The organism is Zymomonas mobilis subsp. mobilis ATCC 10988, from assembly GCF_000175255.2.
GTDB classification, from domain to species: Bacteria; Pseudomonadota; Alphaproteobacteria; order Sphingomonadales; family Sphingomonadaceae; genus Zymomonas; species Zymomonas mobilis.
Genome location: NC_017262.1, coordinates 573,478 through 593,135, shown reverse-complemented (window position 1 = coordinate 593,135; position 19,658 = coordinate 573,478). Strand labels below are relative to the sequence as shown.

At 46.4% G+C, this 19,658-nt stretch carries 15 protein-coding genes and 1 pseudogene; 10 read left to right on the top strand and 6 right to left on the bottom strand.

Annotation, left to right across the window (positions count from 1 at the left end):
* Position 1 precedes the first annotated feature (1 nt).
* Together gatA and gatC are read right to left on the bottom strand one after the other, a co-directional pair.
* Entirely contained in the window at positions 2–1,480 is a 1,479-nt protein-coding gene (gene gatA / locus ZMOB_RS02640) for an Asp-tRNA(Asn)/Glu-tRNA(Gln) amidotransferase subunit GatA (RefSeq protein WP_011240658.1), read from the bottom strand.
* On the bottom strand, positions 1,480–1,770 hold the full coding sequence (gatC, locus tag ZMOB_RS02635) for an Asp-tRNA(Asn)/Glu-tRNA(Gln) amidotransferase subunit GatC (protein ID WP_011240659.1): 291 nt from the start codon (positions 1,768–1,770) through the stop codon (positions 1,480–1,482). The genes gatA and gatC overlap by 1 nt, the downstream gene beginning before the upstream one ends.
* A 233-nt stretch (positions 1,771–2,003) precedes the next feature.
* Here gatC and ruvX point away from each other — a divergent pair, with 233 nt between their 5' ends.
* The 10 genes and pseudogenes from ruvX (at position 2,004) to ZMOB_RS02585 (ending at position 13,908) form a co-directional block, all read left to right on the top strand.
* Positions 2,004–2,543, top strand: a complete 540-nt coding sequence (ruvX, locus tag ZMOB_RS02630) for a Holliday junction resolvase RuvX (protein ID WP_011240660.1) — start codon at positions 2,004–2,006, stop codon at positions 2,541–2,543.
* Positions 2,544–2,747: 204 nt separating this feature from the next.
* Entirely contained in the window at positions 2,748–3,308 is a 561-nt protein-coding gene (locus ZMOB_RS02625; protein WP_014500559.1) for a sorbitol dehydrogenase family protein, read from the top strand.
* Positions 3,309–3,365: 57 nt separating this feature from the next.
* The gene (locus ZMOB_RS02620; protein ID WP_014500558.1) at positions 3,366–4,952 is read left to right on the top strand and encodes a GMC family oxidoreductase; all 1,587 of its coding nucleotides are present in this window, start codon (positions 3,366–3,368) and stop codon (positions 4,950–4,952) included.
* 9 nt (positions 4,953–4,961) lie between these two features.
* Positions 4,962–6,479, top strand: coding sequence for a cytochrome c (locus ZMOB_RS02615; protein WP_252507003.1), 1,518 nt, complete (start codon positions 4,962–4,964; stop codon positions 6,477–6,479).
* A gap of 317 nt (positions 6,480–6,796) precedes the next feature.
* The gene (locus ZMOB_RS02610) at positions 6,797–9,322 is read left to right on the top strand and encodes a TonB-dependent receptor (protein WP_041573363.1); all 2,526 of its coding nucleotides are present in this window, start codon (positions 6,797–6,799) and stop codon (positions 9,320–9,322) included.
* Between the two features lie 265 nt (positions 9,323–9,587).
* Positions 9,588–9,926 (top strand): hypothetical protein, encoded by a 339-nt coding sequence (locus ZMOB_RS10150; protein WP_014500556.1) that lies wholly within the window; start codon positions 9,588–9,590, stop codon positions 9,924–9,926.
* A gap of 145 nt (positions 9,927–10,071) precedes the next feature.
* Positions 10,072–10,850: pseudogene (locus tag ZMOB_RS10555) on the top strand (IS5 family transposase).
* A gap of 132 nt (positions 10,851–10,982) precedes the next feature.
* Positions 10,983–11,942, top strand: a complete 960-nt coding sequence (locus ZMOB_RS02595; RefSeq protein WP_014500555.1) for an aspartate carbamoyltransferase catalytic subunit — start codon at positions 10,983–10,985, stop codon at positions 11,940–11,942.
* Positions 11,939–13,165, top strand: a complete 1,227-nt coding sequence (locus ZMOB_RS02590; protein ID WP_014500554.1) for a dihydroorotase — start codon at positions 11,939–11,941, stop codon at positions 13,163–13,165. The genes ZMOB_RS02595 and ZMOB_RS02590 overlap by 4 nt, the downstream gene beginning before the upstream one ends.
* A 152-nt stretch (positions 13,166–13,317) precedes the next feature.
* Entirely contained in the window at positions 13,318–13,908 is a 591-nt protein-coding gene (locus ZMOB_RS02585) for a hypothetical protein (protein WP_014500553.1), read from the top strand.
* Positions 13,909–13,954: 46 nt separating this feature from the next.
* Here ZMOB_RS02585 and ZMOB_RS02580 read toward each other — a convergent pair whose 3' ends face one another.
* The 4 genes from ZMOB_RS02580 to ZMOB_RS02570 all read right to left on the bottom strand — a co-directional run bounded on the left by ZMOB_RS02580 (position 13,955) and on the right by ZMOB_RS02570 (position 19,651).
* A complete protein-coding gene (locus ZMOB_RS02580) occupies positions 13,955–16,057 on the bottom strand; it encodes a prolyl oligopeptidase family serine peptidase (RefSeq protein ID WP_014500552.1) in 2,103 nt (700 codons plus the stop codon).
* 58 nt (positions 16,058–16,115) lie between these two features.
* Complete coding sequence (locus ZMOB_RS02575; RefSeq protein WP_014500551.1) at positions 16,116–18,353, bottom strand: TonB-dependent receptor; 2,238 nt, start codon at positions 18,351–18,353, stop codon at positions 16,116–16,118.
* Positions 18,354–18,445: 92 nt separating this feature from the next.
* The gene (locus tag ZMOB_RS10225) at positions 18,446–18,610 is read right to left on the bottom strand and encodes a hypothetical protein (protein ID WP_011240670.1); all 165 of its coding nucleotides are present in this window, start codon (positions 18,608–18,610) and stop codon (positions 18,446–18,448) included.
* Between the two features lie 255 nt (positions 18,611–18,865).
* Positions 18,866–19,651 (bottom strand): SDR family NAD(P)-dependent oxidoreductase, encoded by a 786-nt coding sequence (locus tag ZMOB_RS02570; RefSeq protein ID WP_014500550.1) that lies wholly within the window; start codon positions 19,649–19,651, stop codon positions 18,866–18,868.
* Positions 19,652–19,658: the final 7 nt, after the last annotated feature.

Genomic DNA, 19,658 nt, shown 5'->3' with positions numbered 1-19,658 from the left:
TTTACCACCATTTCTTTGGCTGGCTGGTAAATCCGGCGCGCTCTTCGAGAGCAAGGCCAGCATTTAACACGCTCTGTTCATCCAAAGGCTTGCCGATCAACTGCAAACCAAGCGGCAGACCCTGTTCATTAAGGCCAACCGGCACCGTCATTGCAGGGAGACCCGCCAAAGAAGCCGGAACTGTGAAGACATCGTTCAGATACATCGCGATGGGATCTTCTTGCTTTTGACCAAGGGCAAAGGCAGCTGTTGGCGTTGCAGGAGTCAGCAGAATATCGCATTTGTCAAAAGCGGCTTCAAAATCGCGGGCAATTAAAGCACGGATTTTCTGTGCCTTGATATAATAGGCATCATAGAAACCGGCAGACAGCACATAGGTACCGATCATAATCCGGCGTTTGACTTCGTCACCGAAACCAGCCGCTCTGGTCGCGGCATACATATCCGCGAGATTGCCACCTTCCGGCGTTTTGCGTTCACCATAGCGAACACCGTCGTAACGGGCGAGGTTAGAGGAGGCTTCCGCCGGAGCAATGATATAATAAGCCGCCAAAGCATGTTGCGTATGGGGCAGGCTTACATCAATAATTTCGGCACCCGCATCCTTCATCATGTCGATGCCACGCTGCCATAAACTTTCGATTTCGGGCGCCATGCCATCCACGCGATATTCTTTTGGAATACCGATTTTTTTGCCGCGAATGTCAGAGGAAAGCAGTTTTTCCCAATTCGGCACCATCACATCGACAGAAGTGGAATCTTTGGGATCGAAACCCGCCATGACTTCGAGTAAAGCGGCGCAATCCTTGACAGAATGAGCCATGGGACCTGCCTGATCGAGCGAGGAGGCAAAGGCGATAACCCCGTAACGGGAGCAACGGCCATAGGTCGGCTTTAAGCCCGTGATGCCGGTGAAAGAAGCGGGCTGACGGATGGAGCCGCCGGTATCGGTACCGGTGGCGGCCGGAACGAGTTTAGCGGCGACGGCTGCTGCCGAACCACCGGAAGAACCGCCCGGCGTTAAGGCCGTGTCATCGCCCTTTTGCCGCCAAGGAGAAATGACATTCCCGAAGGCGCTGGTCTCATTGGAAGACCCCATAGCAAACTGGTCAAGATTCAGTTTGCCGACCATGCCAGCACCTGCCGAGAATAACTTTTCAGTAATCGTGGATTCATAAGGCGGCACAAAATTGTCGATAATTTTGCTGGCCGCAGTGGTGCGATAGCCGTTGGTGCAAAACAGGTCTTTGATACCGAGCGGCACACCGGATAACGGTTTTAACTGGCCGGAGGCGCGGTCTTTGTCAGCCTTTTCAGCCTGTTTTAAAGCATGGTCAGGGGTGAGCGTGATAAAAGCATTCAGCTTTTCAGCTTCATTGGTGGCAGTCAGAAAGCTTTCAGCGACTTCTTTCGCTGAAAAGTCACCTTTTGCGATACCATCGCGTAAATCTGTAACACCAAGATCTGTAAGACGGGTCATTATTCGATCACCTTTGGCACAGTGAAAAAGCCATGCTCTGCTTCGGGCGCATTGGCCATCAGGGCATCACGGATATCGGGAACGGTGACTTCGTCTTCCCTTAGGCGCTGGGATTGGGCAATAACCGAGGTGAGCGGTTCTACACCATCCGTATTGATGGCAGATAACTGCTCTCCCCACCCCAATATGGCGTTGAGTTCAGGAACCATCGCGGTAACCTCTTCCTCTGTTACGGCGATGCTGGCGAGTTTCGCTATTTTGCGAACAATACTGGCATTTATGACGGACATATCTTTGCGCTAGCACTGGCAAAGATTTGCTTCAAGAGCAGAACAGGATCAAATAAGAAAACAGGCCTTTTTCCGGTAAAAAGAATTTTAAAAAGGCGCTTTTCTTGTAAGGGCGTTCTTCCTTTTTGAAAAATTTTCTATAGCGGCAGGCAATGACCGATTGGATAGGTTTTATCTTCCTATAGATTATAAGTCGTTTTTGAGCCTGATTAGAATAATACGAAGGAAACAGAATGCCCTATGATGATGACAATGAATTTGAATCTTTTCGTCTGAACCGATTGGACGAGAAAAGAGAAGAAAATATCCTGAAAAAACAGGAAGAGCTTCGTCTGTTTCAGGAGGCTTTGCCGCGAAAAGGGCGTTTGGCGGGTTTGGATGTCGGGACAAAAACCATCGGTCTTGCCCTTTGCGATAGCCAGTGGATTATTGCTAGTCCGGCAGAGACGATCAGACGGAAGAAATTTACGCTGGATTTGGAATTACTGCGGCAATTTGTTGAAAAACAACAGGTAAAAGGGTTGGTTATCGGTCTGCCTTTAAATCTGGATGGCAGCGATAGTCCAAGAACCCAATCGGTGCGTGCCTTTGCTAAAAATGTTGCGCCTTTATCTTTGCCGGTTTTGATGTGGGATGAGCGTTGGTCAACCAAAGCGGTCACGCGCACCTTGTTGGAAGCCGATGCCAGTCGTGCCAGAAGAAGTGAAGTCGTCGATAAAATGGCCGCTGCCTATATCTTGCAAGGCGCTATCGATTCCTTTGCGATGTTTTAAGACTATTTCGATGGATATGATGATTTTAAAAAGGTCATTTTATCCATCCTTTTTAGATAGATAGTATATAATCCCGATATTTGGGTTCGGTTCATTATGAACATGATAGGATTTTACTATATCAACGGAACCGTTTCTTTATTAAAAAGTAATGATATCCAGATTATTTAACCTTTTTTCACTGCTTGTTATATCGGGAAATCTATGCCGGAACATCCAAAGCCGTCTGACAAAAAGCCGTCTCCCCGACGGGAATTTTTGAAAATCGCAGGGCTTTCTGCCGGAAGTGCTGTTGCTGCGGGAACGGCACCTTTGCTGGCTGAAGATAAAAATGAAAATGATCGGCTTCAGGATCAATTTTTTCAGATTTCGACTTTCCTGACAGGGCATCATGATCTTGATCGCGCTTTGTCCAATCGCGCGCTGACAGCTTTGATCGCGGTGGATGCTCATTTTCCTGAAAAATTACAGAATTTACAGCAAGCCTTGGCTGTTGAAAAATTAACGGATTCTTCTTTGTTGCGGACATCTCCGATAGGGCAAGATGATGCTTTGATGGCGACCGCCAAGACGATCGTTTCGGCTTGGTATCTTGGTTATGCCGGAGAACCGGCCAGTCATGCGATGGAAGATAATGCCCGTTTTATTACCTATAGCGGGGCTTTGATGTATCGCCCGACCATGGATGCCACGGTTATTCCCAGCTATGCCCGTGGCGCACCTAGCTATTGGGTTAATCCGCCTGCCACTATCAAACAGGATTAGGGTTGTTATCCCTTTCGACACGATCCATTCCTCTTATCCGAAAGAAAAGAGCCTCCCATGGAATATGATGCCGATGTCATTGTAATCGGTTCAGGCGCGCTAGGTAATAATGCGGCGTATGAATTAGCCAAGCAGGGTAAATCTGTTATTATTCTGGAAGCCGGAAAATCCATTCCCCGCTGGAAAATTACTGAAAATTTTCGGACATCACCCCGAAAAAATAACTACAACGATCCTTATCCCAATGCGGCCACGGCTCCGACCTCTTTTGCCAAGGATTATATCGAGAATACGGGCTCCTTTGCCTATCTTCCCGGAATGTTGAAACTGGTTGGTGGCACAACATGGCATTGGGCAGCCTGTGCATGGCGTTATCTGCCCAGTGATATGAAGTTGAAAAGCCTTTATGGTGTCGGACGGGATTGGCCGATTTCCTATGATGATTTGGAGCCTTATTATTGCAGAGCCGAAGAAGCCTTAGGCGTATCAGGGCGATCAGATGAAGATCAAAGCGGGCAGGGGAGAAAGCATTTTCCGCCGCGTTCAAAAGAATACCCGATGCCGTCTGATGGTATCAACTACATGACCAGTCGGATGAATGACCGTTTAGAGAAATTAGGCTATCGTTTCGTGCAGGAACCTTCCGCGCGACCGACCAATCAGCCTTATGATGGTCGTCCAGCCTGTTCCGGCAATAACAACTGTATGCCGGTTTGTCCGATTGGGTCGATGTATAGCGGTGATGTTCATGCCCGTCATTCCGTAAAGGCGGGGGCTAAGCTGTTGACCGAGGCCACCGCTTTCAAGCTGGAAAAAGGAAGCGGGAATAAAATCGAGGCTGTGCATTATCGGACAACTAAGGGCGAGGATAAAAAGCTGACAGCGCGCTATTTTATTGTCGCCGCCCATGGTTTTGAAACGCCGAAATTATTATTGATGTCCGATGTTGCCAATTCTTCCGATCAGGTTGGTCGGAATATTATGGATCATAATGGTCTGGCGATACAGTTTTTAGCCGATGAGCCTTTATGGGCAGGGCGTGGCACGGTTGAAGAAGCCTGTATCGTCAATATGCGTGATGGTAACCATCGTCGCCGCTATGCGGCTTCCAAGCATAATATCGGAAATGCCGTTCCCAATATGGCGGTTACTGAGCGGTTGATTGCGCAGGGAATTTTCGGAAAAGAATTAGATGAGCGCATCCGCCACGATGCGGCGCGTTGGGTCGATATTTCTTCTATGCTTGAAACCCTGCCTATGCCGAGCAACCGCGTTATTCCTCATCCGACCAAAAGAGATGCTTTGGGCTTACCGACTTTATCTGTCCATTATGATGTTCCGGCTTATACCGAAGCGGCTAAGGATATTATTATGCGTGACTACCGTCGGATTGCGGCGGGCATGAATGGCAGCATCGTCAATGAAGTCAGCGAATGGCAGAATCATGACCATATTATGGGATCTGTCATTATGGGTAAAAATCCCGCAGATTCAGTCGTGAATGGCGAATGTCGTAGCTTTGACCATCACAATTTGTTTTTGGCAACGACGGGTGTCATTCCGGCGGCGGGCGTCGTGAATCCGACTTTGACAGGGGTCGCTTTGGCGATCCGTATCGCTGATATCATCGCGCGCGAAGTATAAGAAAGGCATATGATGATGAGACCTTTTTTCCATCGTCTGGCATCCGTGGCAGGACTGGCTTTTTGTGTATCGCTTCCAGCTATGGCATGGGCTGAAAAGAGTCAGACTAGTATGCCTGTTAGCCCGCCGGTGGTTGTTCAGAAAAATGTTGCCGCTTCTTCGGCGACCAATGGCTTTTCTTCTGATCTGGAACGGGGGGCTTATCTCGCTAAAGCGGGGGATTGTATTGCCTGCCATCGGGGTAATGCCAACAATGCGCCGCCTTATGCTGGTGGCTATGCAATTGCGTCCCCGATGGGTAGTATTATCTCGCCTAATATCAGCCCTTCAAAAACGGCCGGTATTGGTAATTATAGCGAACAGGATTTTAGTCGCGCTTTGAGAAAAGGTATCCGAAAAGATGGTGCCTATCTTTATCCGGCTATGCCTTACACAGCTTATGCCGGATTGAGCGATCAGGATGTTCATGCCCTTTATGTCTATTTTATGCAGGGCGTGGCTCCGGTAGATGAAAAACCCCAAGCCGTTACAAAACTTTCATTCCCATTTAATCTGCGTCTGTTGATGTCGGGATGGAATTTACTGTTCCTGCATGACAAGCCTTTCAAAAATAATCCCAAGGTCAGCGATGAAATCAATCGCGGGCATTATCTGGTCGATACGCTAGCCCATTGTAGCACTTGTCATTCACCGCGAAATTTCTTCATGGCAGAATCTCGGCGGCGTTATTTGACCGGAACTTCTGTTGGTGGCTGGTATGCGCCCAATATTACACCGGATGAAACCGAAGGTATCGGGAGTTGGAGCGAGGAAGAAATTGCCCGCTATCTGAAAACTGGGCATGTTAACGGTAAGGCGCAGGCCGCCGGTAGTATGGCGGAAGCGATTGAATATAGTTTGCGCTTTTTATCGGATGCCGATCTCCGTGCGATGGCGGCTTATCTGAAAACAGTGGCTCCCCAGAATTTGACGGGAGCAAAGCAATCTCGTTTCAGTTTTGAAAATAAAACGCCTGCCCATTTAGTCGATGTTGAACCGGTTACCAGCCGCACGGCGATGGCTATGAGTGATGCCGGTTCGGTCGATGGGCAGTTGCTTTACGAAAATGCCTGCGCCAGTTGTCACGGTCGCAATGGGGAAGGGACGGCTGACCATTTTTATCCGTCACTGACGCATAATAGTGCGACAGGTGGTCTTGTTGCCGATAATCTGGTTATGACTATTCTTAACGGTATTGAACGTAAAAGTAACGACGGTATCGCAGGGATGCCTTCTTATGCTGATGAATTAAACGATAGTCAGATTGCGGCTATTGCTAATTATGTCATTTCCCGTTTCGGTAATAAGGCTATTCCACCGGTTTCTATCCAACAAGTCGCAGATTTTAGAGCCAATAAAAGCACGCCTGCTTTGTTGATGAGAATGATGCCTTGGCTGTTATCCGGTGCTGGTTTCGTTTTTATTGTGGTGATGATTATCGGTTTTTTCCGTTTGAAAAGCCTGTTTAAGAAACGGCCTTCTCACTAAAAATTAAATATAAATTGGTTATCTAAGGCGCAGTGTAAAATCTTGCGCCTTTTTTTCTGTATTTTTGAATAAAATGGGATGATTTTTCTATTTTTTAGAAAAGGAAAAATATTAATTTTACTTATATATTTTTATTATAATTAATAATAATTTATTTCTATATTTGAGGTTTAATTTTATTAAATGGTGAATGTTTTGAGTCGCGATGTATTAATAAATTGCCGTTCTCATTAATGGCTGTGTCACTAAACGTAAAAATTACTGCAATAATAGCGTAACAATTAAAATCTATACACCCTCTATAAGTAGGGGGGTAAATGATGAAAACCACTTCCGTAAAAAGCAAAAGACATTTTTCTATTAAAAAACACAAGTTAAAAATATTTTTTCTATGTTCTTCACTATGTCCTTCATTGTGGTATTCTGCGGCATTGGCAAATAATGCTTTAGAAAAAGAACAATATAGCGAAAAAAAGATAGATAAAAGCGATATTCAAGAAAATAAAAATGACCGTCCCAGTATGATTGGTCAGACTGCCCCAACAGATGAAAAAAGTATCGTTGTTACGGGGCGTCATTCTTATATTGATGGTGTCAATAGACGCGCTATCGGCGGCGGTCTGATGATTAAGGAAGATGCCCCTAAATCGAAATCTAGTATTACCCGCGATTATATTGAGAAGCAGACACCTGGTTTGAACCCGATGCAGTTGATTGCCCTTTTGCCGGGTGTCAACTCTTCAGATTCTGACCCAATGGGTTTGACGGGAGGGCATACCTCGGTTCGTGGTATGAACGAAGCCTCAATGGGCTATACATTGGAAGGCTTTCCGTTAAACGATATCGGTAACTACGCTGTTTATCCGCAGGAAATTGTTGATTCAGAAAACTTGTCAACCATTCAGGTGGCTCAAGGTTCTGCCGATCTCGATAGCCCGACGATTAGTGCCGCGGGCGGTGTCGTTAATATGTATATGATCGATCCGGCTAAAAAAATGGGCGGACGAGCCAATTTTACGTATGGTTCCTATAAGACTTTCCGTGGATTTGCCCGTTTTGATACCGGTGAAATCGGCAATTCCGGTACCCGTGCTTATTTCTCTTTCTCGGATACGCATGAAAATTTATGGCGTGGCCCCGGCACTGAAAGAAAACTTCACGGTGAAATGAAAGTCGTCAAGGAATGGGGTAAAGATAACCGAGCATCGCTGGTTGTCGTCGGAAATAACCTCAATAACTATAATACCCCCAGTGTTAATATGGCTTCTTGGGATAAATATGGCATTGGCGTGATGGGTGGTCCTGTTTCGGGGACAGCTAATACCGTTTATAGTTCGGATTATACTGGAAATACCAAAGCCAACGCGACCTATTACAGGTTACATCCCAATCCGTTTACCAATATTTATATTAGCGCCCCTACGCGTCTTAATCTTGGACATAATATGGTGCTGACTGAAACGCCTTATTTCTGGTATGGTAACGGTAATGGCGGTGGTGCCTATTGGACTGATATGAATAAGATGTCCTATGGTTCCCAAACCATGAGCGGCACGGTTGATGGAAAAAATTACGGGCAGACTTTGCTCTATGAACCGTCTATCACCAAGACCTATCGTCCGGGTGCGGTCACCAAATGGACATGGACAAAAGGTATCAACCGTTTGATGGTGGGTTATTGGTTTGAATATTCAAACCAGCGCCAAACCGCGCCTTATTCATTGATTGATGAAAACGGAAATCCCTATGATAAATGGGGTGGTGGTTCAAATGTGATTTTGGCGAATGGCGAAAAGGCTGAATATCGGGATACAAGAACCCGCACGGTCATTCATACGCCTTTCATTGGTGACAGTATCTCGCTCCTGAATAATAAATTGACTATTGATGCGGGTGTAAAATACTCCATCATTAAAAGAATGGGACGGAATTATCTTCCCGACACCTCTACGGGTGAAGTTATTAACCAAACTTATCGCGCCGTCTTACCGACCGGTTCTATTCGCTATAAAATCAATGACGAGCATCAGTTATTCTTCTCGGTCTCGACCAATTACCGTGTTCCGATGAATAGCTCTCTTTATGACTCCGGCACCTATTATGCCGGTAGTGGCTATAGCAACCATGCCGCGACGGGGTTGAAACCGGAAACGACGATTTCAGAAGAATTCGGATGGCGCTATCAAGGTAAGGTAATCAATACCTCTTTGACCTATTTCCATTACGACTTTCATAACCGTCTGTTTTCTCAAACGATCATTGATCCAGAGAATCCGACTTCTTACTATTCAACCAGTATCAACGGCGGTAACCAGACGACGAATGGTGTCGATTTTGAAATCGGTACCCGTCCTATCTATAATATTCGGCCTTATGTTTCTGCGGAATATATTGATGCCCGCACGAAAAGTAATTTGATGGCGTCTGGATCCGGTGTTTCTGCTCTTTTGCCAACAAAAGGCAAATTTGCACCACAAACGCCGCGCTATCAGGTTGGTTTTGGCCTCGATTATGACAACGGTCATATCTTCGGTAACTTCAGCTTGAAATATGTAGGGTCGCAATATTCGACCTTTATGAATGACGAACAGGTGCCTTCCTATGTTCGTATGAATATCGGTGGTGGATATCGCTTCAACAGTTGGGGCGGTTTGAAGAGCCCGACTATTCGTTTCAACCTCGCCAACATTACCAACAAGCATTATCTCAACTATGCTTCGGGTGTGACGACCAATGCTCAGTACGTCAAAGCTTTGAATGGGCAAATGGTCAAAGGGTCAGCCCCGACTTACGGTATTGCATCGCCTTTCTCGGCTATGATGACACTCAGTACCGGTTTCTAAAATTGAAAATATTTTTGGCCGGAGCCATGGGTATATTTTTTACCCATGCTTCCGGTCAGAATATCTTGTTATGCCTGTGGTTGCGGGCAATGACAGATGGACTAGGATTTATCTCTATCTTTTAAAATTAATATCACATTCGTGAAATATTATAATTTTAGACATAGTCGTATACTTAAAGCATGTTAATAAACGGAATGTAATTCTATCAATTTAGAATGAAAATAATTGCAAATTATTTGAATATAATATTTAATAGAATATTATGAAAAAGACATTAGCTATTTTATTATTTTCTCTAAGCGCCTGTGCGAGCTCCAATTTGCCAAATAAAATTAATGGGAAATATTATTGGAGTGGAGATAAACTCTGTAAAAAATATAAAATATATAAAGAAGATGTCATTGAATGCTCAGATAAAAAGGGCCGAAATATCAATTATAGATCTGCAATGAATGATAGCGAATATCAAATTTACTATAGGAGATGGTTATCTTCTGTTGCCAGATCTAAAGCTGGATTTGAGCAGCAATCTGTCCCATCACAAAATAATTATCTTTCTCCTACTATGTATCCTGCTTTTACAGGTAGTATTAACCCTTAGTATTTTGTAATTTTATCCTGAATTCTTGCTTTAATATTTTCATTAAAAAATATCGATAATCTATTAAAGCTAGGTTCTGTTGACAAAGGGTATAATTTAAGATTTTTAGAGATAACTTGAGAACAAGTTTTGTAGGGTAGATAGGATGCGAGGAGATCTGACGGACGCGGAGTGGGAGATAATACAGGGTCTTCTTCCAAGCGAACGAGGCCGCTGCGCGCGTCCCGCCAAAAGTAATCGGTTATTTCTCAATGGTATGCTTTATGTGCTTCGAACAGGCTGCCCGTGGCGAGATATGCATGAACGTTATGGGAAATGGAATTCGGTCTATGTTCGGTTTCGTAGGTGGGCAGAACAGGGTGTGTGGGACGCTCTTCTTGAAACTCTCGTTGACCTTGGCCTGACAGATGACTGGCAACATATGATAGATAGTACGATTATTCGCGCCCACAGCCAAGCGGCTGGCGCAAAAGGGGGACGTATAAGGAAGGCTTTGGTCGCAGTCGCGGAGGCTTTACGAGCAAGATCCACGCCCGTTCCGATGGTCAAGGCCGCCCTCTAGCTTTCGCACTAACCGGTGGTGAGGTCTCTGATTATTCTGGCGCTGATAGCTTGATAGATATCCCTGTCACAACACCCCACTGTTTTCTCGCTGATAAAGGATATGATAGCGATAGGTTACGCGAAAAACTGCTTTTTCGAGGCATTCTTCCTGTTATCCCGCCTCGTTCCAATCGAAAAAAGCCTATTCCTTATAATCTCCAGCACTACAAAGATCGTAATCGTATTGAGCGGATGTTTAATAAGCTAAAGCAGTTCAGGCGCATTGCCACACGCTATGACAAAACCAGAAAATCTTTTCTCGCCTTCCTTCATCTCGCGGCCGTAAAATTGTGGTTACCTTCCTTTGTCAACAAAACCTAGAGACTTGTCTGGTGACTAAGAAAAGACTTTTATTCTTAATTTATGGCGCAAAAGCCGGTTTTTGTTTTTTCTGCTTTTCGAGCCTTTTCTGATATTGAATGTCGCGAAAAGAGAAGGTAAGCCTCTATTTTGATGTCTTTTACTTTACCTTTTCCCCATCGCCATTTACTTGGCATCGCGCCGCTTGCGGCTCATGAAATCCTTTTTCTGCTCGATGAGGCGGAACGCTGGGTTGCCCTTAATCGGGCGGCGGCTGTCAAGCATGATGACAGTCTGGCCGGTTTGACCCAGATTAACGCTTTTTTCGAAAATTCAACCCGAACGCTGCTCTCTTTCGAGATCGCCGGAAAGCGTTTGGGGGCAGATGTAGTCAATATGGCTGTTGCCCAGTCTAGTGTTAAAAAGGGTGAAACGCTGATTGATACAGCAGTAACCCTTGATGCCATGCATGCGGATATGTTGGTTATTCGCCATCAGGCTTCGGGTGCTGTCCAGCTTATTGCCGATAAAGTGGACTGTCCGGTTTTGAATGCCGGTGACGGTCAGCACGAGCATCCGACGCAGGCTTTGTTAGATGCTTTGACCATTCGCCGCCGAAAGGGGCGGTTTGAAGGACTGGTTGTCGCTATTTGTGGCGATATTATGCATAGTCGTGTTGCCCGTTCGGATATTATCGCTTTACAGAAATTAGGGGCGCATGTTCGCATTGTGGGCCCTTCAACATTGATCCCTCCCCATATCGAAGCCTTGGGCGTTGAAGTCTTTCATGATTTAGATAAGGCGATTTCTGGCGCGGATGTCGTGATGATGTTGCGTTTACAAACGGAAAGAATGGCGGGCGGGTTTATTCCTTCTTTGCGCGAATATCATGCTTTGTTCGGTTTGACGGTCGAAAAACTGAAATTGGCGGCGGATGATGTTCTGGTTATGCATCCGGGGCCGTTAAATCGCGGTGTTGAAATCGATTCCGCTGTGGCGGATGATCTGAAATATTCGGCTATTACGGAACAGGTCGAAATGGGTGTTGCCATGCGGATGGCCTGTTTGGATGTGCTGACCCGTCAACGGCGCGGTGTGAAAGGTTGGGCATGAGTTTCATCGCAATTATCAATGGCAGATTGATTGATCCTGCTTCCCAAAAGATAGTCGAAGGTGGCTTGCTGCTTAAAGAGGGGCGGATTGCCGCCCGTGGCCAGATTGACCCCAGCCAAGCCGATAAGGTGATTGATGCCGAAGGCGGCTATATTGCTCCGGCGATTATTGACCCAACCGTGTTTTCTGTTGATCTTCCGGCCTTTATTAAGGGCGGGATTGGTCGCGTGGCTTTGATGCCCGATCAGTCGCCTGCTTTGGATGAGGCCGCTTTGATTCAGCGCGCCAAGGCCTCCGGTGGTGAGGCGGTTGAGGTCTATCCTTTGGCGGCAGGTAGTCGCGGCCTTCAAGGGCAAGAATTGGCGGAAATCGGCCTGATGCAAAGGGCGGGTGCTAAGGCGGTCGCGACAGGGCGGCAGTGGATTGCCGATTCCGGTTTGATGTATCGCTTGCTTGATTATGCGGCTTCTTTGGGATTGACGGTTATCAGTCATGCCGAAGATGGTGGTTTGACCAAGGGATGTGTTGCAACCGAAGGGTTGATGGCCAGCCGCCTTGGTCTAAGGGCAGCTCCGGCGGTTGCCGAAGCAATAGTTGTCGCACGTGATTTGATGTTGGCTGAAGAAACCGATTGTAAAATCCATTTTGCCCAACTGACCACGAAAAAAAGTTTTGATTTGATCCGTCAGGCGAAAGAAAAAGGCGTTAAGGTAACGGTAGGTATCAATCCGGCTTATCTATTGTTATCGGATCGACATACCGAAGATTTTCGGACTTTTGCGCGTTTGTCACCGCCTTTACGAGGTGAAGATGACCGTTTGGCTTCGGTTGAAGCCTTGCTCGACGGTGTAATTGATATGTTCTGTTCCGCCCATGACCCGCGCGATGCCGAGGATAAGCGTCTTCCCTTTATTGATGCCAAGCCCGGTATGGCCGGAGCCGAAACATTGTTATCGGCCTCTTTGGAATTGGTGCATCAGGGTGTCATTGATTTGTCCCGATTGGTTGAATTGTTATCGGTTAATGCCGCGCAATTATTGGGTTGTGAAGGCGGCGGTCTGTCTGTCGGTGACGAAGCTGATATTGTTATTTTCGATATAGATCGGGAATGGCAGCTTGATAGTGCCAAGATGGCTGCCAAAGCAGGCAATTCGCCTTTTGATGGTCGAATGATGCGAGGGAAAGTGACCCATACTATTAAAGGTGGCAAAGTCTTGCTGTGATAATTTTATAAATTTTTAATTCGTTTAGTTCCAAAAGGGTGGGGATGGCTCGGCTTTTCCTGCCTTTTTTGTATTTAGCGATTGCTATCGTATCGAGGTTAAAAGACGGGGCATGTCCGATATTGATTAAATCGCTGACAAAGGATTGGATAATGCGTTTTCGATTTAAAGGGTTGGCAGGCTTGCTGTTGTTGTGCAGTTCAGTGAGTTTCGCCAGAGGTTATTACAGTGAATGTAAAATTTCTGGTGGTAGTAAATTTTCTTGCGGTGGCTGGTTCACGGGCAAAGCCGTTGTGAGAGATCGGGGCTATTACAGCGAGTGCAATATTTCTGGCGGTAGTAAATTTTCTTGTGGTGGTTGGTTCACGGGTAAAGCCGTCGTGAGAGATCGGGGCTATTACAGCGAGTGCAGTATTTCTGGTGGTAGTAAATTTTCTTGCGGCGGTTGGTTCACGGGTAAAGCCGTTGTGAAGGATGGCGGTGATTATTTAAAATGCAACGTGTCTAATGGATGGGGAAACTGCCAAGGATGGTATACGGGGCAAGCTGTCGTAAAAGACAGAGGGGATTATCACCTATGCAAGATAGAAGATGGCGAAAAAATATCTTGTGATAATGCATATAGCGGCAAGGCTGTTTTGAAAGAAAACGGCCAATTTCACCTATGCACTATAGAGAATGGTTATAAGCGGTCTTGCAGTCGTGATGATTATTCTGGTGAGGCGGTGTCCGATGATGAATAAAAAGTCTGCCGGATAAATAGATTATCCGGCAGTTAAGGACAGCGGATTACAGCAATTTGCGATAAAGATACGTCATGGTTAAGGCCTGTGTTCTGGCGGTCTGTTTTAAATCTGCGCCAGAGCCATGGCCGCCTTCGGTATTTTCATAATAATAAAAAGGCAGCTTCATTTCTTCCATGCGGGCTGCAAATTTACGAGCATGTTGGGGCCCAACGCGATCATCTTTGGTGGTCGTAAAAATGAAGGGTTCGGGATATTTTACGCCTTGCTTGAGGTTATGATAGGGTGAGAGACCTTCCCAGAAGGCTCTTACTTTAGGGTCTTGGTTGACGTCGCCATATTCACCTTGCCATGAGGCACCGGCTGCAATTTTGGATATTCTTAACATGTCCAGCAAAGGCACCTGAATAACCACCGCATTCCAAAGTTCGGGATGCTGGGTCATTTCGACCCCCATCAAAAGACCACCATTGGAGCCGCCTTGAATACCTAGATGACGCGGTGATGTTATTTTACGCGCCATCAGATCCTTGGCAACGGAAGCAAAGTCATCATAAATGATCTGCCTCTTTGTGCCTAATCCAGCTTCATGCCATGCGGGCCCGAATTCACCGCCGCCCCGAATATTAGCGAGAACAAAGGCTCCGCCTTTTTCGAGCCAGAGCTTGCCAATCGAAGCTGAATAATAAGGTGTATTACTGACCTGAAAACCGCCATAGGCCGTCATTAAGGTCGGCGTGGTGCCATCATATTTGATGTTTTTCCGATGGACGACAAAATAAGGAATTTTCGTGCCGTCTGTGGAGGTGGCTTCAAGCTGTTCGACGACATCCTCTGACGCATCGAATTGAGGGGGAAGGGCTTTAACGCTTTCGATTTTGTCTTGTGCGGTATCGGCTAGATAAAGCGTGGATGGCGTGACAAATCCGCTAACCTCGATAAAGGCGCGATCGCTTTGGCTGTCGCTTGACCCCAATTCTATCGCCAATTTATCTGGCAAGGGCAGCGTTTCCGCCGTCCATTGGTTATGGGCGGTGGGCGTGAAAGCGATAGCCCGACCTTGGACGTTATCCAAAATAGAAAGTAACAGCCGGTTTTTAGTCGAAGTCAGGCCGTTAAAGGCTTCCTTTGCTGTCGGCTGCCAGACAAGCGTTGCCTTTAGCTGGTCGGGTGACTGCAAAAGCGCATCAAGGTCTATTGAGACAATCGAACCAGCTGAAAATAGCGTGCTGCCATTTTGCCATGATTCATCAAGAGATAAAATAACGCGTCCTGCGACCAGTTCGACAAGGCTGGCTTTATCAGGGATGGGAAGCTGTTTTATCCCCGTTTTTGTCAGCACAAAACTTTGATGATGAAAGGTGTCTAGCGGCCGTTCGATGACCGTTAATGCGTTATTTTGACCGTCGCGAAGAGTCGTGGGCGTTATGCCATAGCCGCCGTCACTTTTATTGCCGCGATAAATTTCTTGCGCTTGATCAAGAGATTGGCCGCGTGCCAGCCGCTTGACGATAAAAGGATAGCCGGATTCCGTGAGGTCGTCCTTTGTCCAATTGGTTGCAATCAGCAGGTGATCTTTATCTTCCCATGTAACGCGATGTTTCCCGCGCGGCAGGTGAAAGCCATCTTTGACAAATTGCTTTGTTGTCAGATCAAATTCGCGAATTTCGGCGGCATCTTCGCCACCATCCGATAAAGATATTAAGCAAAGCCGTTGATCCGGCTGGAAACAGTCAATGCCATGGAGCACCCAGCTTTTGCCTTCTGCTTTACCCAAAGCATCTATATCAAGCACCGTTTGCCAATGAGGCGTCGCGTTACGGTAATCTTCCAAGCTGGTTTTGCGCCATATCCCGCGAAGATGATCGCTATCTTTCCAGAAATTATAGATTTCACCCTGCAAAAAGCTCGGCATCGGGATGCGATCCTTGGCCGATCCGATGGCGAGGGCTTCTTGATAAAGCGTTTTATAGCGGCTGTCTGATTCCAAAAGGCTAGTGCTTTTGTCATTATGGCTTTTGACCCATGCCATCGCTTTGGGTGAAGAAAATTCTTCGAGCCAGATATAAGGGTCGTTATGAGCCACTGCGGCCATTGCCGGAATGGATGCCATCGAGGTCATCAATAAAGCGGGTAACATAGAGCGCATAAAGTTGGTTCCCCCCAGTTAAGTCGTTTAAAGACTATAGTCATTATTTTTGCGTTGTCTAAAAATTACCGATGACAGAAAATCTAGCTGATCTTGGCTCGATAGAATGGCCGGTTGCTCCTGTACTGACGGCCGAAGTCGGTGTTAAACGATAATCATAGGCATATTGTGCAGCATAGCCATGGTTGTTGAATAAATTAAAGATACTGGCTTCAAAACGCAGCCTTTTAGAGACTCTGTAACCGACGCTAAGATTGACTTCTCTATAGCCTTTGGAGCGTAAAGAATTATCTTCGTTGAGAGGATAACTGCCCAGCCAGCGGACTTGCAAACTGCCATACCAAGCCTTGTGAGAATCTGCCAAAACACCAAAAGCCCAAACAAATTTAGGGGCATTCGTCACGTAAAGGCCGTCAATTCCATATTGCGAAGGGTCTTTTGTTCGGTAACGCGCATGGGCAAAAGACAAATCTGTATTAAATTCTAGCCATGACAGCGGGTTATATTGTGCCGAAAATTCCACCCCTTTACGCCGACTGGCAGGCCCCGGGGTGTTGACGCCCGCATCGCCGTCATAGCTAAGCTCGGAATCGAAATCGATCAGGAAAACGGCGGCTTGCATATGTAAATTTTTGATGGGGGTCGTTCGAATGCCGATTTCACCGCTGACGGCGGCGGTCATCAAAGGCACTTTGACAGAATTTTGTGCAAATTGGTCCGCCGAATAAGAGCCTGAAACCGAACGGAAGTCATTCGAGTGATAGCCTTTACCACCGCTAAAATAGAGTTCCGTATTTTTCCAAGGCCCGAAAATCAAGCTGCCTTTGGGCTGGAAAAGCCATTGATGTTTTTTTGTAGTGCTGCCATCCACAAGATTATCATCGGTGCCACCTTGATAATCTTCGCGGAAGCCGACAACTGTGCGGAGCCATGGTAACCAATGGGTTGTATTCTCGACATAAAAGCCGACTGCGCCCAGATTGATATTATCGCCATTACAGAGATATCGGCCACTGGGGTTTAAACTGCCTGGGCATTCTTCAAGCGCTTGGCGGTGGTAGGTATGGCGGCGATTGACGTATAGAATATCATAGCGACCTTGAAGACCAACCTGCGTATCCGTTTTAAAGTCGCCGATATAGTCGTTGCGGCTATAAACAGCACTGCCACCGAATGTCGTTCTGGCTTCGTGTTGGGAGTGTTGGTCACCGTTAACGGGATCGTCCAGATAATGTGTGAAGTCATTCCATAATGTCATTCGGCTATGGGTAGCAAAGGCACTGGTAACAAATTTCCAGTTGGAACCTGATTTACGATAATGGCCGGAAATGCCATAGCGTTCGGCAAAGCCGCCATCGGTAGGATCGAGTGAGCCATAACGACTGATCATGCCCGTTTCGATGGCTTCTATCGGTTGGTCATTGGTGGCGCGCCATTTGCCACGATAATACATCGCCGTTACATCAAAACCGTCCGAGTTGTCGCCATGGGTATAATGCGACATTGCCCGAATAGACCGTGCATTGTCGGGATATTTCCATGGCCCATCAGCATGTTGAAGGCTTAGCGCATTAACCCAACGGTCGCCATTTTTGAAATGCGTTGTTCCGCCAATATAGAAGCGATAGTCGCCCAAGGTACCACCGCTGAAGGAAACTTGGCGGGGAATATCATCAGCCAGCTTCATATGATCGGAGCCAGCAACACCAAAGTCGCCAATATTCGCGTGAAAAGGCCCTTTTGTGTAATCTACCCCGCCAAGTGTTTCGGGAATAAGAAAGTTGATATCAGTATAGCCTTGACCATGAGCATTAGTGGCTCCGTTAACCGGCACATCATCAACAAAAGTTGCAAGGTCAGTTCCGTGATCGAGGTTAAAGCCACGTAAGAGGAATTGATTGGCCTTACCTTCACCAGAATGGGTCGTGACAACCAAACCCGGAACCGCTTCCAATATCTGTCCAACGCGATAGGCGGGTCGTAGTTGGATTTCTTTGGCTGTGATTGAGCCTTCACTGGCTGTGCTGGTCTTTCCGAGGAGGTCTTTTCGTGAGGCGACTACTTCAATATCTTTTGATGTGACGCTTTGCGATATTTTTTCTTTGGAATGGCTTCTGGGCGTGGGAGAAGTATTTTTTTCGGCGGTTTCATCATTTGATGCGTTTTCTTCGACCGGAATATCTTCAGCTCTGGCGGCTGATGACAGAGTTTGAACGCAGCAGATACTGCTTAAAAGCATTGTTACAAGCGTTGTCTTTTTCAGAAAACGCCTTTTGACCTTTTTTTCTGATTTCACTTTCTGCGCCTCTAGATGATATAATATATCATATCTTCATATGGGCGTGAAGTCTACAGTTATTGATATTGATTTTCAATAACGAAAATTAGTTAATGACATACAGCAATACGAGTAGGGCGGCTGGGAATGCGTTTTACTTTACAGCTTTTTTGCGGCGGCAGATTGGTTGTGGTGACCACCGGTATGGGCAAAGCCGGAGGAGGGGGCGGTTCCGTATCGAGGTCTGTGACCAAAAATAACAAAGGAATTATCATAAGGCCTCAATCAATAGGAGGGGTAAATTATTATTTATGTTATAACATAACATTTATATGCCGTAATCAAAATAGTTTTTTTGGTAATAAAACTTGTCTGCTGTTAAATAGCGTTAAAAGTTAAAAAGACGGCCTCTGAATGCCTTTGATATAAGTGTTTTTTGATAGGTTTAGAAGAATTTTGGGTTATCTGATGCAGGCTGTTTGAAGCGAAATATTGCCCCCACCCAATGCGGGAGCAATACCGGTATTTCTTTATAGAATTGTTGGGATAATTCCGCCTTCAAGCCGGATGGCTGCTCCGTTCGTGATGGCTCCGAAGGGGCTGCAAAGTAAAGCGACTTGGGCTGCAATTTCCGCCGGATCGCAGCGGCGTTGCAGCAAAGAAAGGGGGCGCATTTTTTTAAAAAATTCGGCTTCCATTTCTTCTTCTGAAAGACTGTCATTGGCGACAGCCGCTCTGATGAAAGCCGTACTGCCTTCGGATTTTGTGGGCCCCGGTAGAATTGTATTGACGGTGACAGCCGTGCCTTTAGTCTCTTCAGCGAGGCCGCGCGATATCGCTAATTGTGCCGTTTTCGTCATGGCATAATGGATAGTATCGCCTGGGGTAACCACGCCACATTCGCTTGAGACGAAGATAATGCGTCCCCAGTTTTTCTCGATCATTTGCGGAAAATAGTAACGAGAAAGCCGGACACCGCTCATGACATTGACTTCGAAAATATGGTGCCATTCATCATCGGTAATGTCAGAGAAGGCCTTTGGTTCAAATATTCCAAGGTTATTGATTAGAATATCAACCGCAGGAACCTCTTTTGTCAGAGCTTCGATACCCGCTTGGCTGCCCGCATCCGCTAAAACAGCTTTGACTTTTTCTGGCGCTGGAAATGTTTTGAGAGCGGCATCTAGTTTACCCTGACTGCGGCCGCAGATAATGACATTAGCCCCTTCTTCGGCAAATCTTTGCGCAATCGCAAGGCCGATACCGGAGGTCGATCCGGTGACAAGCGCGGTTTTGCCCGTGAGCTGTAAATCCATAAAAGGC